This window comes from Streptomyces sp. NBC_00726, from assembly GCF_045161735.1.
Classification (GTDB): Bacteria; Actinomycetota; Actinomycetes; order Streptomycetales; family Streptomycetaceae; genus Streptomyces.
This window is the reverse complement of sequence record NZ_CP108983.1, coordinates 4206860-4221831: the sequence shown is the minus strand read 5'-3', so window position 1 is coordinate 4221831 and position 14972 is coordinate 4206860. Positions and strand designations below refer to the sequence as shown.

The 14972-nt window shown below is 73.4% G+C and carries 11 protein-coding genes; 4 read left to right on the top strand and 7 right to left on the bottom strand.

Annotated features, from left to right (window positions below):
- The first annotated feature begins 161 nt into the window (after window positions 1-161).
- Both OG338_RS19005 and OG338_RS19000 read left to right on the top strand, forming a co-directional pair.
- Window positions 162-1139 carry a glycosyltransferase family 2 protein gene (locus OG338_RS19005; RefSeq protein WP_405938449.1) on the top strand — a complete coding sequence of 326 codons (978 nt, stop codon included), beginning with the start codon at window positions 162-164 and terminating at the stop codon, window positions 1137-1139.
- Window positions 1136-2503, top strand: a complete 1368-nt coding sequence (locus tag OG338_RS19000; protein WP_405938448.1) for a polysialyltransferase family glycosyltransferase — start codon at window positions 1136-1138, stop codon at window positions 2501-2503. Before OG338_RS19005 ends, OG338_RS19000 begins: the two co-directional genes overlap by 4 nt.
- Before the next feature lie 45 nt (window positions 2504-2548).
- Here OG338_RS19000 and OG338_RS18995 read toward each other — a convergent pair whose 3' ends face one another.
- Complete coding sequence (locus tag OG338_RS18995) at window positions 2549-4861, bottom strand: glycosyltransferase (RefSeq protein WP_405938447.1); 2313 nt, start codon at window positions 4859-4861, stop codon at window positions 2549-2551.
- Window positions 4858-6390 (bottom strand): hypothetical protein, encoded by a 1533-nt coding sequence (locus tag OG338_RS18990; protein ID WP_405938446.1) that lies wholly within the window; start codon window positions 6388-6390, stop codon window positions 4858-4860. Before OG338_RS18990 ends, OG338_RS18995 begins: the two co-directional genes overlap by 4 nt.
- A 276-nt stretch (window positions 6391-6666) precedes the next feature.
- Between OG338_RS18990 and OG338_RS18985 the strand changes: the two genes are divergently transcribed.
- Window positions 6667-9180 (top strand): YfhO family protein, encoded by a 2514-nt coding sequence (locus OG338_RS18985; RefSeq protein ID WP_405938445.1) that lies wholly within the window; start codon window positions 6667-6669, stop codon window positions 9178-9180.
- 42 nt (window positions 9181-9222) lie between these two features.
- Here the strand turns inward: OG338_RS18985 and leuE are convergent, their stop codons facing one another.
- Window positions 9223-9891, bottom strand: a complete 669-nt coding sequence (leuE, locus tag OG338_RS18980) for a leucine efflux protein LeuE (RefSeq protein ID WP_405938444.1) — start codon at window positions 9889-9891, stop codon at window positions 9223-9225.
- A 203-nt stretch (window positions 9892-10094) separates the two neighbouring features.
- On the opposite strand from leuE, the gene OG338_RS18975 reads away from it, so the two are divergent.
- Window positions 10095-11012 carry a L,D-transpeptidase family protein gene (locus tag OG338_RS18975; protein ID WP_405938443.1) on the top strand — a complete coding sequence of 306 codons (918 nt, stop codon included), beginning with the start codon at window positions 10095-10097 and terminating at the stop codon, window positions 11010-11012.
- Window positions 11013-11189: 177 nt separating this feature from the next.
- Here the strand turns inward: OG338_RS18975 and OG338_RS18970 are convergent, their stop codons facing one another.
- The 4 genes from OG338_RS18970 to OG338_RS18955 all read right to left on the bottom strand — a co-directional run bounded on the left by OG338_RS18970 (window position 11190) and on the right by OG338_RS18955 (window position 14889).
- On the bottom strand, window positions 11190-12290 hold the full coding sequence (locus OG338_RS18970) for a hypothetical protein (protein WP_405938442.1): 1101 nt from the start codon (window positions 12288-12290) through the stop codon (window positions 11190-11192).
- Window positions 12290-13099 (bottom strand): sigma-70 family RNA polymerase sigma factor, encoded by an 810-nt coding sequence (locus OG338_RS18965; RefSeq protein WP_405938441.1) that lies wholly within the window; start codon window positions 13097-13099, stop codon window positions 12290-12292. The genes OG338_RS18970 and OG338_RS18965 overlap by 1 nt, the downstream gene beginning before the upstream one ends.
- Before the next feature lie 283 nt (window positions 13100-13382).
- Window positions 13383-13952 carry a hypothetical protein gene (locus OG338_RS18960; RefSeq protein WP_405938440.1) on the bottom strand — a complete coding sequence of 190 codons (570 nt, stop codon included), beginning with the start codon at window positions 13950-13952 and terminating at the stop codon, window positions 13383-13385.
- A 157-nt stretch (window positions 13953-14109) separates the two neighbouring features.
- On the bottom strand, window positions 14110-14889 hold the full coding sequence (locus OG338_RS18955) for a DUF4328 domain-containing protein (protein WP_405938439.1): 780 nt from the start codon (window positions 14887-14889) through the stop codon (window positions 14110-14112).
- Window positions 14890-14972 lie beyond the last annotated feature (83 nt).

Sequence of the window (14972 nt, the reverse complement as noted above, 5' to 3'; positions counted from 1 at the left end):
CAACAGCGGGTTAACAGCCTGCCGACGAACGGCGAATCAGCTGATGAGAAGACCCGTGCGCGGCAGGGAAACGGGCCGGTTCATTGCCCCGACATTCTTCGTTCACCTGTCGTACCCGCAGGGGCCAGAGCAAAGGCCGGACCGGCGCCTAGCGTGTGGGCGTGGTCAAGCTCTCCGTCATCGTGCCGTTCTACAACGTTCGGGCCTACGCCCCCGACACCCTGAGAAGTCTGCGGGCGAATGCCCGTGAGGGGGTCGAATTCATCCTCGTCGACGACTGCTCGACGGACGGGACGGCGGAACTCCTGCGCCGCGCCCAGGAGGACATTCCGGGGGTCGTGGTGCGCACACATGAACAGAACGGTGGGCTCGCCACCGCGCGCAACACCGGTCTGGACGCGGCTCGCGGGGAGTTCATCACCTTCCTGGACGGCGACGACTGGCTCGCGCCCGGCTACTACACCGAGCTCGTGGCCCATGCCGAACGTCTCTCCTGCGACTTCGTCCGTACCGACCACGTCCAGGCCCACGCCCGGACGCGCACCGTGCAGCGCGCCCCGCACGGCCTCCGGGACGTACCTCTGGATCCGCGCGCGGCGATCCTGCCCGCCACGCGCTCCACCATGGTCGACTATCCGTACGCCTGGGCCGGGATCTATCACCGCCGGCTGCTGGACCGCGGTCTGCTGCATTTCACGGACGGGCTGCGCACGGCGGAGGACCGGCCGTGGATCTGGCGGCTGCACCGCGAGGCGGATTCCTTCGCGGTCCTCGGCCTCCTCGGAATCTTCTACCGGCGGGGCGTCGCCTCGTCCCTGACTCAGATCGGCGATATGCGCCAGCTCGATTTCATTCGCTCGTTCGACCAGGTCGTACGGGAAACCGCGGCGGACCGCGACGCGTCCGCGCTGCTGCCGAAAGCGGTGCGCAACTATTGCGCGATCATTTCGCATCATCTGGGCTCGATGGAAAGGTTCGAGCCTCCGGTGGCGCGTGCGCTGAAATCGATGAGCGCGGGCGCGCTGCGGCGGATGCCGCAGGAGGTCCTGGACGAGGCCCTGGACTCGATGGACGTCGGGCGCGCGACCCTGCTGCGCCGGCTGCGCCGCCGTCCGGCGAAGGCGGTGACGGCCGCGTGAGCAGCAGCCGAACCCGTACGACTCAGGTCTTCCTCGCCTCCACCCTCTACGGCACGGCGACGCTCGCCGCCGCCCTGGACGCGGGCCTCTTCCCCGACGCGGACCGGCGCGTTCTGCTTGTCTCGAACAACGCGTCCGTCCCGGAGACGGCCCCTTCCCTCGACGCGATGCCCGGATTCGACGCCCTGCGCACACGTTTCGACGAGGTCGTGTCGTGGAACGCGACGATCGCCCCGCACCACCCGGGCGCCTGGTCGCCGCGCCCGGACGACGTGCCGCTGTGGGAGCGGCATCTGCGGCTGGCGTGGGGGCTCGGCGACGACGAGGTCGAGCTGGCCGTGGAGTCGATCCAGGTCGACCCGGCCATGGCCCTGTGCCGGATCTTCACCGGGGCGCCGGTCGATGTGTACGCGGACGGGCTGATGAGCTACGGCCCGACCAGGAACAGGATCGATCCGCTGGTCGGCACCCGGGTGGGCCGCCTGCTCCACCTCGATCTGGTGCCGGGGCTGCGGCCGCTGCTGCTCACCGAGTTCGAGGTGCCGGCGCGGACCGTGCCGACGGACGCCTTCCTGAAGGTGCTCGGAGAGCTGGACGACGCGGCCGGGGCGGCGGGGCTGCCGTCCGTGGAGTCCCCGGCGCTGCTGCTGGGCCAGTACCTTTCGGCGCTCGGGCTGATCGGCGCGGCCGAGGAGGAGGAGCTGCATCTGCGGATGATGCGGGGCGCGGTGGCGCTCGGCCACCGCCGGCTGGTGTTCAAGCCGCATCCGACGGCTCCGGCGCAGTGGTCGCGGGCGCTGGAGGAGGAGGCGGCCCGGCTCGGCGCGGAACTGACCGTGCTGGACGCGGGGCTGCTGACGGCTCCGGTGCTCGCCGAGGTGCTGTACCGGCGGATGCGGCCCGCCCTGGTGGTCGGCTGCTTCTCGACCGCGCTGCTGACGGCGTCGGCGTTCTACGGGCTGCCGGTGGCGCGGGTCGGCACCCGGACGCTGCTGGAGAGGCTGACGCCGTTCGAGAACAGCAACCGGGTCCCGGTGACGCTGGTGGACGCGCTGGTGCCGGACCTGGAGGACGGGGGCGCGCCCGCGTCCGTCCCCCCGGTGGCGCCGGAGGGGCTGAACGACCTGGTGACGGCGGTCGGGTTCGTCATGCAGCCGAGGATCTACCCGCAGTTGCGGCCGGTCGCCGAGCGGTATCTCGCCGCCCGGACCTCCTCGGCCCCGCGCTACTTCAAGCGCAAGCGGCTGACGTCGCTCGGGCTGCCGGGCGGGGTGCCCGGACAGTTCGCGTTCCTGCCGCGCAACGCGACGGTGCGGCGGGTGGCCCGGCGGGCGAGGGCACTGCGGCGGATGGCACTGCGGTAGGTACGCATGACGAAGGGGGGCGGGCCCGCCCCCCTTCGTCATGCGTCAGACGATGCCCTTCAGCTCGGCCGCGTTGGTCTCCGTGACCTTCCACAGCTCCTGCTGGCGGGCGTGCACGTCGGCGACCGCCGCCGCGTGGTCGTCCAGGAGCCCTGCCGCCCGTTCTGCCAGCCGTTCCCCGAGGTGGCGGTCGTGGACGGAGATGCCCCACTCGGGCCGGTCGATGTCGGACAGGAAGTACGCCATCTTGGGGTGCGAGATCAGGCTGATGACCGGGGTCCCGCAGCCGAACGGGATCATGCCCGCGTGTCCGCGCATCCCGATGACCAGCTTGGTCCTGGCGTAGGTGTCGCGGATCTCGTCGTTGCCGAAGTCGTACATCGGGACGACGGGGAGCGAGACGCCGTGCTCGCGCCGCAGGTCGAACGCGATGCGCTCGTCGTCCAGGGAGTGGGCCACGCACTTGACCTCGGCGCGGGTGCCGAGCGCCTTCACGGCGGTGGCCGTCTCGGCGAGGAAGTGCGCGTAGTCGTGGCCGAAGCGGAGCCCGGAGCGGTCGTACGCGGCGTTGAGCAGGACCGTGTCCTCGCGCTCGGCCGGGTCCTTCCAGCCGTCCACCAGATGCCGGGTGACGGTGGTGGGACAGGGCTGGAAGCGCACCTTGTCGTGCAGGGACGCGGGCAGCAGCGCCCGGACCTTCTCGATCGAGCCGTGGTTGCGCAGGCCGAAGAACGCGGCGCGCTCCACGAGCTTGCGCAGCGAGGACAGGAACCTGCCGCGTCCGTGGCCGTACGCCTGGCCGTCGAAGGCGTTGAAGCCGACCGCGTAGACGATGACCGGCACGTCGATCCGCTCCAGCAGCCGGTCGGGCACGTTCCACTGCCAGCCGCTGTTGCCGTTGGGCGCGGTGTCCGGGATGAACAGCCCGCCGCCGCCGATGACGAGCCCGCGCCGGGTGTTGACGCGTTCGAGGGCGGCCTCGTCGAAGAGGCGGTGGGCGTGGACGGAGTGCCAGCGGTCCGGCCCGGTGTCGCGGTCGAAGGCGAGCCGGACACTCTCGGGGAGGAGCTTGTCGCCGGCGTTGCCCTGACGCTCCATGTAGAAAGCGACATGGGCGAGCTGACGCTCCGCGGGGCCCTCCCCGGGTGCGGGGGCGGGCTGGGTTCGCAGGTGCGTCAGCCGGTTCGCCCGGTGGGTCGGGTCCACGGCGAGCCCGTCGCGCGCGTACCGGGACGCGGCCTCGTCGTCGCCGTGTATCCAGGCGATCTGGGCGAGCCGCGAGAAGGCGGTGGCGGCCCGGTTGGGGGCGGCGGCGGCCAGCAGGAGCTGGGTGCGGGCCTCCTCGTAGCGGGAGACGCTCATCAGCGCGTGGCCGAGGACCTCGTGCGGCCACGCCTCGTCCACGGGGATGCGGACGGAGCCGAGCAGGTCCGCCGCCTCCTGGTACTCGCCCGCGGCGATGTGCGCGGCGGCGACCCGGCGGGCGCTCTCCGGGTCGCCGGTGCGGCGGACGTGCGGGGTGCCGTAGTGGACGAGCAGGTCGTGGTGTTTGGAACCCGGTGCGGCGAGGTAGGCGGCGTGGAACTCGGCGTCGCTCAGGTCGAAGTCGCGCCAGCGGTCCTCGGCCTGCCCGTACCCGGCCTCGCCGCCCTGCCAGGGCTTGTGGCGCCCGGTGAAGTGCAGGATCGCGGTGGTGTCCGGCACCGGGAGGTCGCCGGAGAGGCGGCGCTTGACGTAGTTGTAGCGGGCGTCGAGCCGGACGAAGTCACCGTCCAGCACGGCGTTCAGGATGCCCTGGTCGTGCTTGTCGAGCTCGTACGCGCCGGAGCGGCCGGTCTCGTCGATCCTGGCGCAGAAGTCGTCGCTCAGGTACGGGCGCTGGATGACCAGCAGGCCGCTGTTGAGCTTGTGCCGCCCGTAGAAGAACTGCGGTACGGCGGCGAGACCGTCGCGCAGCTTCAGCAGTTCGCCCAGGTCGTCCAGGACGATCATGTCGGTGTCGAGGGTGATCACGGTGTCGTAGTCGCGCACCCGGAAGACGTCGAGGATGAAGTACGCCTTGCGCACCAGGTAGTTGTCCTGGTCACCCTTGGCGTACGAGTCGTAGTGGTCCGCGTCCACACGGCGGAAGTCGGCGCGCGGGTGCAGGGCCCTGATCCGTTCGACGGAGGCGGGGCGCAGCCCGTCGTGCAGGACGATGAAGTCCTCGCAGACGCCGGGGTTGGACAGGGCCAGGCTGCGCAGCAGGGTGAGGAAGCCGGGCAGGTAGTTCTCGTCCACGAAGCTCGCGAAGGCGACGCGGCGCTTGCCGGTGAGGGCGTTGGCGGGGGCCGTCGGGGCGGGGGTCGTCGTCGTCATCGCAGGGCGATCCTCGTCTCGGTGACGCTCTGGGCCCGTTCCATGACCCACGCCTTCTCACTGGTGTACTCGTGCACGGAGGTGATGGGCATCTTCATCGCGGCGGGGATGCGGTAGGCGCCGCTCTCGTAGAAGTCGAAGCCGATCAGGTCGAGCTTGGGGCTGACGTCCAGGAAGTCCAGCAGCCACAGCATGTTGAAGCCGCTGGTGGGGATGGCCGGCCAGACGTCGGTGCCGGCCTTGCCGATGTCGCGCAGCGGCCAGCGCAGCGACTCGTCGCCCAGATACCGCTGGGCGCCCGGCACCAGCCGGTTGCGCAGCGAGTGCTTCCAGTCGCCGGAGATCCCGCCGAAGACCAGCCGGGTGTCCACCTTCTTGTCCCAGTTGAAGCCGTGCTTGTGGATGGTGGCGTGGATGTCGGTACGGCTGCCGGTGGCCGCCGGGTCGATGCGGTACGAGTTGAAGCGGACGACGAGGTCGTACGCGTCGATCTCGGGACCCAGCGAACTACTGCCGACGCGCTGCGAGTTGGCGATGAGGCAGATGGACTTGCCGGCGATCCGGTTGCGGAACTCACCGAGCGTGGTCCAGGTGACGCCACCGAAGAGGGGGTCGGCCACGGGTCCGCGCATCCGGGTCCGTCGCTGTGCGGCGTAGAGCGTGACCAGCTCGTTGAGCGCGGCCGTGTCTCCCGTGGTCGTGGGGGTGCCGCCGCTGCCGGGTGCGCCGGCCGCCTCCAGCGCGAGGGCGAGGTGCTGACCCAGCGCCTCCTGGATCTCCGGCACGGGGGCGCCGGTGCGCTCCTGGGCGAGGAGGGCACCGATCAGCCGGGAGCGCGCCCGGTTCCAGTCGCCCCGGCCCGCGAGGGCCAGGCCCTCGGCCCAGGTGTCGGTGACGGAGGCGGCGGCGAAGGCGCCGGCCTCGGGGCAGCCCTGCTCCAGCTTCCGCAGCAGCTCGCCCTGGCTCTCGGCGCCCGCCCGCAGCCCTGCGGTCTTCGCCGCGACGCCGAAGCCGTCGTCGTCGGTGAGGGCGAGGTAGCGCTCGTACGCCTCGACGGCGTCGCTCTCCGCACCCATCGCCTCCAGCACGCGGGCACGCAGCCGCCAGGCCGCGCGGGAGCGCTTGCGCTGGGTGAGCACGGTGTCCGTGACGAGGACGGCGAGCTTCAGCTCGTCCTCGTAGCCGCAGTCCAGCGCCCTGTTGCCGACCGCGAGCAGCGGGTCCATCAGTTCGTCGGGGAGGGTCGTGCCGCCCCGGGAGGGGCGCCGCAGGAGGGGGGCCGGGGAGGGGCCGGGGGCGGTCTGTTCGACGGCGGCGTGGGTGGCCAGCAGGTGGCGCAGGGCTTCGGCGAGCGCGGTGCGCCGCCGGTCGAGCCCGGCGACCAGCTTTCCGCTGTGCGCGGCGCAGGCCCGCAGGCAGGTCTCCAGTTCCGTCGGCCGGACGGTGGCGCGGGAGACCGTGCCGTCGCCGGGCGCTGTCGGTTCCGGTGCCTCACGCTGCCGTGGCCAGCGGGTGCGGGCTTTCGTCATGGCGCTCCAAGCGTCTGGTGCCCGTGGGGGGAGGGGCGTAGGGAGGGGCCGGATGTTCGCCGGCCGTTCGGGGTTCCGTGGCACGTTAGGAAGCCTGAACGGCCGGGGGATGAACTCACCCTGTCGGCCCGGAGAACTGCGTTCGGCTCGTCCGCCCGGTGCGGCGGCCACCCGGGGGGACCGGCCCCGGGCCCGGATGAACGCCTGCGGACCATCGAGTGAACTGCCGCCCGCACCAGAGGATTTCACGATGTCCGATGACATATTCGACGCATCATGAGGACTCCGTCGCTTCTCCGATCGCCGCGCGGCCGGAGTGCCGCCACGGCCGCCCTGCTCGCCGTCGTGACCGTCTGCGCGGGGGACGCGGTGGCGCGTGGCTTCCCGTTCGGCCCGCGCACCCGCGCCGTGAACGATCTGGGCAATCAGTTCGTCCCGTTCCACACCCACCTGTGGGACCTGCTGCACGGCCGGACGGACGGCGAGCTGCTGCTGAACTGGCGATCCGGCTACGGAAGCAGCTTCCTGCCGGACCTCGGAACGTATCTGACCAGCCCGTTCGCGCTGCTCGTCGGGGTGTTCCCGAGGGACCGGGCCGACCTGGCGGTCTACGCGGTGACGCTGGTGAAGACGGGCGTGGCGGCGGCGGCCATGACATGGCTGCTCACCGCCTTGCGCCGGGCGCGCGGCCGGGAGTGGGTCGCGGTCGTGCTGGGCGCCTCGTACGCGCTGTGCGGCTGGTCGGTGACCGAGGCCGTGTACAACCCGATGTGGCTGGACGGGCTGATCGCCTTCCCGCTGCTGTGTCTGGCCGGTGAGTGGGCGCGGACGGCGCGGCGGCCGGTGCTCGGCACGCTCCTGGTGACGCTCGCCTGGGTGTCGAACTTCTACACCGCGTACATGGCCACGCTCGGGGCGGCGCTGGTGCTGGCGGTCCGGCTGCTGCTCCAGAACGGGACCGCGCGTGAGCGGATACGGGGGCTGGGGCGCGCGGCGCGCACGGTCCTGCTCGGCATCGGTCTCGCCGCCCCGGTCCTGCTGCCGGTCTTCCTCGGCACCCGGCACGCCTACCCGGGCCTGGACCGGGAGTTCGCCCCGGCCGACTGGTCCGATGTGGCGGCCCGGCTGCTGCCCGCCACGTACGGCTTCTTCAGCCCGGCGCTCTTCCTCGGCACCGGCTCCCTGCTGCTCGCCTGCGCGCTGGCCTTCCACCGCGGGGCGCCGCGCGCCGAACGGTGGGTGTGGCCGGGGCTGGTGGCGCTCGTCGCCCTCTCCTTGCAGTGGGGGCCCACGCATCTGCTCTGGCACGCCTTCGCGACGCCCAACGGCAGCCCGTTCCGCCAGACGTTCGTGCTCTCGGGCCTGGTGGTCGTCGCCGCCTGGACCGCTGTGGCGCACGGCCGGCCGGACCTGCGGGCGCTGCTGGGCGGGGCCGGGACGCTGGTGCTGATCGCCGTGTGCGCCGCGCCCAGCGACCTGGTCAGCCGCTGGACGTATCCGCTGTTCGCGGCGGGACTCGTCGCCTCTGTGGGCGCTTTCGCGCTGGTACGCGGCGGCCGTTTCGCCCTGCTCGCGGCGGTGCTGCTGGTCGGGGCGCAGGCCGGGCAGGCCGCCGCGACCACCGCGTACGCCGACCGGCAGCGGCTGCGGCAGCTCGACGACTACGCGCCCTGGGGCGAGCGCCAGCGCCTCCAGGCCGACGCGGTCGCCCGCGCCGACGGCTGGCCGCGCTACCGCACCGACCCGGGGCTCGAACAGTCCACCGCGAACGACCCGTTGACGGTCGGCGGCCAGGGCGCGGCGTACTACAGCAGCCATACGCCCGACGTGACGACCCGCACCTTCCTCGCGCTCGGCGGCGGCTGGACCTCGCGCGGGCGCGCCTTGCAGAGCCTGGACAATCCGGTGACCGACGCGGTGTTCTCGGTCGGCGCCCGGGTCCACATGCCCCGCGACCCGCACCAGAGCTGGAACCGCCCCGACGACCGTCCGGTGACCGTGACCCGGCGGGACGTGCCGCCGCTGGTGACCGTGCGTCCCCCGGGTCCCGCACCCGCCGGCTGGGGCCGCTCGCCGTTCCGCAACCAGGAGAAGCTGCTGGGCGCCCGGGTGTACACGCTGCCGGCGACCACACTGCGCTCCGCCGGCGGCAGGCCCGCCGCCGACCGGAACGCCCACGCGTACGAGGTGGCGCCCGGCGCGTACACGCTGAGCGCGAGCTGTCCTGCGGGCAGCCGGGTGTTCCTGTGGGCACCGGACCTGTTCGGCACCGCGCTGCTGGGCACGGCCGGCGAACCGATGGACATCCGGGGCGATCTGCCGGCCCGGCGCGCCGGAGTGCTGCCGCTCGGCGCGGGATCGGGCCGGATCGCGGTGACCCTGCGGGCGGAGCGGTCCGGGACCGTGCCGCACGACTCCGTCGGCTGCCTGGCCCCGGACCGGCTGGCCTCGGCGGTGGCGGGGCTCAAGCGCACGGGGGCGACGCGGGTGTCGGCCTCCGGCAGCGGTGTGCACGCCGAACTGCCGGCGGGCGCCCGGGGGGTGGCGGTGCTGGCCGCGCCCCGGATCGCGGGCTGGAGCTGCGACGGACGCCCGGCGGGCTCGTACCTGGGCCTGGTGGCGGCGCCGTTGGAGGAGGGCCGGACGACGGTCGACTGCGAGTTCCGCCCACCGGGCCTGAGGGCGGGAACGGCGACCGGGGCGGCCGCCCTGGCCGCGCTCCTCGCGATGGCGTGCGCGCCGAGGGCCGCGGGGTGGATACGTCGTCGCCGCGGGCGGGGGCATGGATGAGGGGAGGGCGGGGTACGGCGTGGGCGGGCCGAGCCGGCTCCGTCAGACGCTGCTGAACGACAGCTTCGCCGCGAAGCCCAGGAACAGCACCCCGGCCGCCGAGGTGGCCCCGGCCGAGAGCCGCCGGCGCCTGCGGAAGGCGGCGGACAGCCGGGTGCCGCCGAAGATCAGCATCGACAGGTACAGGAAGCTCGCGATCTGGAGCAGGGTGCCCAGGACCAGGAACGACAGAGCCGGGTAGGCGTAGCCGGGGTCCACGAACTGCACGAAGAACGAGATCAGGAACAGGATCGCCTTCGGGTTGAACAGGCTGACCACCAGCGCCCGCCGGTACGGCCGCTCCATCGCGCCCGGGGCCTCGGCCCCGGCCCGCTCCTCGCCGGTGATCTCGGCGACCCGCCGGTGCCGCTCACGCCACATCGCCCCGGCCGCCCGCAGCATCCCGATCGCCATCCAGGTCAGATAACCGGCGCCCGCGTACTTGACGATCGCGAACAGCACGGGCGTCGTCCGCAACAGCGACGAGGCACCCAGCGCGGACAACGTCATCAGCACGGTGTCCCCGGTCCACACCCCGGCCGCTGCCACATACCCGGTGCGCACCCCGCGCCGCGCGGCGACGGACAGCACGTACAACGAATTCGGCCCCGGCAGCAGAACGATCAGCGCGAGGCCGGCGAGATAGGTCGGAAGGTCGGTGACACCCAGCATGAAACGGAGTCTCGCACGCGGCCGCGACCGCACGGAAGCGGGAATTCCGGGTGCAGGCGTGCGGGAGGGTGCGTTCCGCGTCACAGACGCGCGACGGTAAGCGTGGTGCAGGATTCGGCAACCGGTCGGCGTGGAAACCCGTCCCATGAGATACGCGAGGGCGCGGGCCGGAGATGCCGGGGCCGAGGATGCAGGGGGCTGGGATGATACGCACGGGCAGGACCGGGCGCGGTTACGCGCTCCGAGGGGCCGCCGTGGTGGCCGTGGTGGTGATGGCCGGGGTGACCGCCGGGTGCAAGGAGCAGCCCGCCGCCGGCGCCCCGGCCGCGCCCTCCGCACCGGCGGGCAGCAGTTCCGCCGACGACGACGCGAAGCCGGACGACGGCTCCGCGAGCCCTTCGGCGGGCGCGACGCCGAAGCCGGAGGAACCGGTCAAGGCGTCACCGAAGCCGACCGCGACCCGCACCACGCCGGCGGCCGACCCGCAGGGGAAGGTGCTGCTGGCGAGCGGGGCCGAGGGCAAGCAGGTGCGGGAGCTTCAGGCCCGGCTGCGGCAGATCGGGCATTTCAACCGCACCCCCACCGGCTACTACGGGACGGTCACCGTGGCCGCCGTGCAGTCCTTCCAGGGCAAGCGCGGGCTGAACCGGACCGGCAAGACCGACACGCTCACCTGGCGGAAGCTGCTCGGCATGACCCACGAGCCGACCGCCGCCGAGCTGAACCCGCCGACCACCCGTCCGGTCGCCAAGCCGGACAAGCGGTGTCTGACGGGGCGGGTGCTCTGCATCAGCAAGAACAGCCGCTCGCTGTCCTGGATGATCGACGGCAAGGTCATCTCGTCCATGGACGTGCGGTTCGGCTCGCAGTACACGCCGACCCGCGAGGGCACGTTCTCGGTGTACTGGAAGTCGCGCCACCACGTGTCCTCGATCTACCACACGGCCATGCCGTACGCGATGTTCTTCAGCGGCGGCCAGGCGGTGCACTACTCCTCGGACTTCGCGGCCCGCGGCTACAACGGGGCCTCCCACGGATGTGTGAACGTCCGGGACGAGGGGAAGATCGCGGCCCTGTTCGCCGCCGTCCGCACCGGCGACAAGGTCGTCGTCTACAAGTGAGGCGGCAGGAAAGGTGAGGGGCGCGGGCGGGACCGGGGGAACGTGTCCCGCCCGCGCCGTGTGCGCCGAGCCGTAGGTACGGGGGGAACCCCGGCTCCGGGCGCTGCCGATGACCAGTCGGCTCATTCCGTACAGCGTCAGCAGGCCGGAAAACGTCACACCGGCCGGTAGCAAGGGTCAGCGGGCCGCCGCCGGGGCGGTCGGCCGGGGGTCCTCCGAGGCGGATTCCGTCGGCTCCGGGTCCGGCGCGACGGCCGCCGTCGAGGGGCCGGGCGACTCGGTGAACCGGATGGCGGGGAGCGGCGCGGAGGCGTCGCCGCCCTGCTCGGCGTCGCCCGTGCCGCCGTGTTCGCCGTCCTCGGCGTCGAGCAGCCGGTCGCAGAACCGGTCGAGGTTGCGGGCGCCCTTGGCCAGGGCTTCGAGGCGGGTGCGGCGGTCGGCGTCGAGCGTGCCGTCGCGGTAGTCGCGGCATGCCTGGAGGGTCTTGGCGTACCAGGAGCCGGAGTAGTCGTCGCCGGAGTGGCCGCTCCCCCGGCCGGAGTCCTCGTCGCCGTCGTCGTCGGACGCGCCGCCGCCGGAGTGCGCCCCGCCGCCGGTGCGGCTGTCGCCCGTACGGTCGGTGCCGCCCGGGTCGTCCTGGCCGCTCCGGTCGTCGTGGGACGCGCCGCCGCCGGGGCGCGCGGTGTCCTCGTCACCGGCCTCGGGGCTGTCGCCGGGGGCCGGGGCGTCCGGGGTGGGGGTGCCGGGCTGCGGGGGCGCGGAGGTCTCCTCGTCGGGGACGACGCCGGTGGCCGGCTTCTCCGGGGACTCGGCGGCCGAGACCGAGGTCGCCGGTGAGGGGGTGTGCCGGCTGAAAGGGCTGGGCAGCATCCCGGACCCGGCGGCCACGGCCACCCCTCCTATGGCACAGCAGGCCAGCGAGGCGGCGAGCCCGAAGCGCAGCGGCCGGCTCCAGCGGAACGGGCGGTCGGCGCGCGGACCGGCCGCCCGGCCTAGGTGGACCGGGGCGAGCATCGCCGTCCCGGCCTCGTCGTCGTGCGTGGCCGTGATCCCGGCGGTACGGGGGGTGCGGGGGGCGGCACGGAAGGCGGCGAGCGCGGCGGCCTCGCCGGGGAGTTCACCGGTGGCGGGACGGGCGGTGCGGGCGGCGGCGTCGAGGGCGGCGGCCAGGCGCTCGGCGTCCTGGCGGGGACGGCCTTCGGCAGGGTCGACCGGTTCGCCGCGGAGCAATTTCTCCGCCGCTTCCTTGTCAAGCCATGCGTACTGCTCGTCGGCCATCACATGTCCTTCTGCGTCCACAGACGCGAATGCGTCACACCGGCGGGAGCCACCAGGCCGGTGCGTGGGGGGCGCTGTACGGGTACGGCACCGAGCTCCCCGGTCCGTCCCGGCGCGTCCCCGGCATTCTTCCGGAAGGCCGCCGAAGGCGCCTCGGGGCCCTCCGGCTCCGGCCGGTGCCGCCGGGTGCCGTCCGCCTGACCGGGGACGGGGGCGGGCCCGTCCCCGCCGCCCGGGCGCTGGGCCGCGGTCCCGGCCGAGTCCGCCCCGAGCAGTTCGGCGAGCCGCTTCAGCCCGCGGTGGGCGGCGGTGCGGACCGCGCCGGGCCGCTTGCCCAGCGTCTGCGCGGCGCTCTTCGCGTCGAGGCCGACCACCACGCGGAGCACCACCGCCTCGGCCTGGTCCTGCGGCAGCTGGGCGATGAGCGACATGGTGCGCCCGGTCGCCAGGGACTCCATCGCCTCGTCGGCCGTGTCGGAGACCGCCGGCTTGTCGGAGAGCTCCGTCTCGTCGCCGCCGATGGAGGGGCGCCTGCCGCGCATCCGGATGTGGTCCAGCGCCCGGTTGCGGGCTATGCGCGCGGCCCAGCCCCGGAAGCGGTCGGCGTCCCCGCTGAAACGGTCGAGGTCACGCGCTATCTGAAGCCATGACTCGGACGCCACGTCCTCGGCGTCCGGCTCCCCCACCAGTGTCCTTATGTAGCCAAGCAGCCGCGGCTGCACAGCGCGGTACACAGTACGGAAGGCGTCCTCGTCCCCGCGCTGTGCCGCGAGCACCGCGGCAGTAAGCCCCGCGTCGTCCCCCAGCACTACCTCAACCCTGCCCTGCTGTCCGAATCGCAGCTGGTCACCACTGCCGCGCCACCCTGCGCGACTCAGCACGCTACGTCCTCGGCGTGCACCGCGTCCATGACTTGTACAACCCGCAACATTCCATCGCCCCACCCCGGTGTGACAGAAAACGCACCCGCGGCGCAGAGATGAGTACGGGGTCGTCCTGCGGCCCCGCGGAAGACGACCGGGGCCTCTCCTGTGGGGGGTGGCGGCCCCGGTCGTCCTCGTTCTTCCCGCCGCTCGGCGGCGGGCCCGGTCCTCAGGACCGCACCCGCCCCCGTCGGGCCGCCGCCGCGCGGAGTATCCGGCCGCCCTCCGTGGAGACGTCGCGGATGCGGGGCAGGCCGGCCGCGGCGGGGGCGTCCTCGTCCACGGCGGCCAGCATCTCCAGGATCGCGGTCTGGCGGGCCGCCTCGCCGGCCAGCAGCGGGCCCGCGCCCGAGGGGTCGCCCGCCCGGCAGCGGGCCACCGGGTCCGGGATCGCGGGGGCGGTCATGTCGTGGCCGAGGTGGACCTCCAGGGCCAGCACCGAGCAGGCGTCCGCCCAGGCGCGCAGCGGTTCGCCCGCCCGGTCGGCCGGGGCGGCGGCAAGCAGTTCCCGGACCCGGGCGGCCGGTTCGCCGGGGTGCCCGGGGGTGTCCAGGACGGTGCGGGCCCCGGCGAGGCGGGCGGGCCAGAGACGGGGTTCGGCGCAGGCGGCCCAGAGCGGGCGCAGCGGTTCGGGGCCGGTGCCCGGGGCGGGCTGGGGCAGACAGCGTTCGAGGCAGGCGACCGCGGAGGCGGCGAGCCCGCGTTCGTCGGCGGCGGCGATCAGGTCGAGCAGGCTCATCGGCGTCTCCTGTCAGCCCTCCCGTGGTGCCCCATGCCGGACACAGGGGGGCGCAGCGCTTCCTGTTATCGCATTCAGCGCCGAATGGCCGAAAAGCGTCACTGCCGCTGGCCGATTACCGCCGCCCCGCCCGTCTCGGATGCGCCCCGCAGCCCCCTCAGTGCGCCCGGAGCGGACGCGGCACCGCGGGGACCGGGCCGAGGTCCACGCGCCGGGACTGCATCGCCGTCACCCTGCGGACGACCAGGATGGCCAGGACCGCCGCACCGAGGTCCAGCGCGTCGGTGGCCGCGAGCAGGTCGAGCCCGTGGATGACCTCGTCGGCGGTCTCCGCGTCGGCGTAATAGCGGGTGACACCCCGGCTCACGAGCTGGTCCACGACCAGCGCCGCCCACCACGCGTTCAGCAGGCCGCGCGGCACGACGGGCCGGCGGCCGTGGCCGTCGAGCGGGGCACTGGCGGACCACACACCGCTCACCACCCGGTACGGCAGCCACAGGTTGCCGACGGGTACGAACCAGCCGCCGATCGCCCAGCCGGGCCGCAGCGAGTGGGCGGACGGGTCGAACACCTCCGCGTTGCGCCGGACCCGGCGCAGCCACACGAGGAAGACAACAGCCGTCGCCACGAAGGTGAGCAGCTGGAGGACGCCCGCTGACCCGGTCATGTTGTCGGCGAGGGTCAGTTCGTGGTCGTCCACCGTCAGGAAACCGTCGTCCAGCCCGTCCGCGAGCAACATGCGCGTGTGGACACCGGCGGCGATCGACAGCACGTCCGCGACGGCCGCCGCGCCGAGCAGCACGCACACCGCCTTGCCGAGGCCCACCGGCGAGCGCAGCTGGGCGAGCCCGAGCGGCTCCGGCGCCCAGCCGGGGCTGCCGGCCCAGGACTGGCCCCGGCCGGCGCCCGCCGCACCGGCGCACACGGTGCACCGCACATCGGAGCCGCCTGCCGGTCTCGTACCGCAGAGCGAACAGAGCATGGAAACGGAACCCCCCAGGATTCATACGTCGACGCGAG

What these genes read in the sequence shown, in the direction of transcription:
- OG338_RS18995 (WP_405938447.1), bottom strand. Translation starts at nt 4,861, where the DNA reads ATGACGACGACGACCCCCGCCCCGACGGCCCCCGCCAACGCCCTCACC.
- OG338_RS18990 (WP_405938446.1), bottom strand. Translation starts at nt 6,390, where the DNA reads ATGACGAAAGCCCGCACCCGCTGGCCACGGCAGCGTGAGGCACCGGAA.
- OG338_RS18985 (WP_405938445.1), top strand. Translation starts at nt 6,667, where the DNA reads ATGAGGACTCCGTCGCTTCTCCGATCGCCGCGCGGCCGGAGTGCCGCC.
- leuE (WP_405938444.1), bottom strand. Translation starts at nt 9,891, where the DNA reads ATGCTGGGTGTCACCGACCTTCCGACCTATCTCGCCGGCCTCGCGCTG.
- OG338_RS18975 (WP_405938443.1), top strand. Translation starts at nt 10,095, where the DNA reads ATGATACGCACGGGCAGGACCGGGCGCGGTTACGCGCTCCGAGGGGCC.
- OG338_RS18970 (WP_405938442.1), bottom strand. Translation starts at nt 12,290, where the DNA reads ATGGCCGACGAGCAGTACGCATGGCTTGACAAGGAAGCGGCGGAGAAA.
- OG338_RS18960 (WP_405938440.1), bottom strand. Translation starts at nt 13,952, where the DNA reads ATGAGCCTGCTCGACCTGATCGCCGCCGCCGACGAACGCGGGCTCGCC.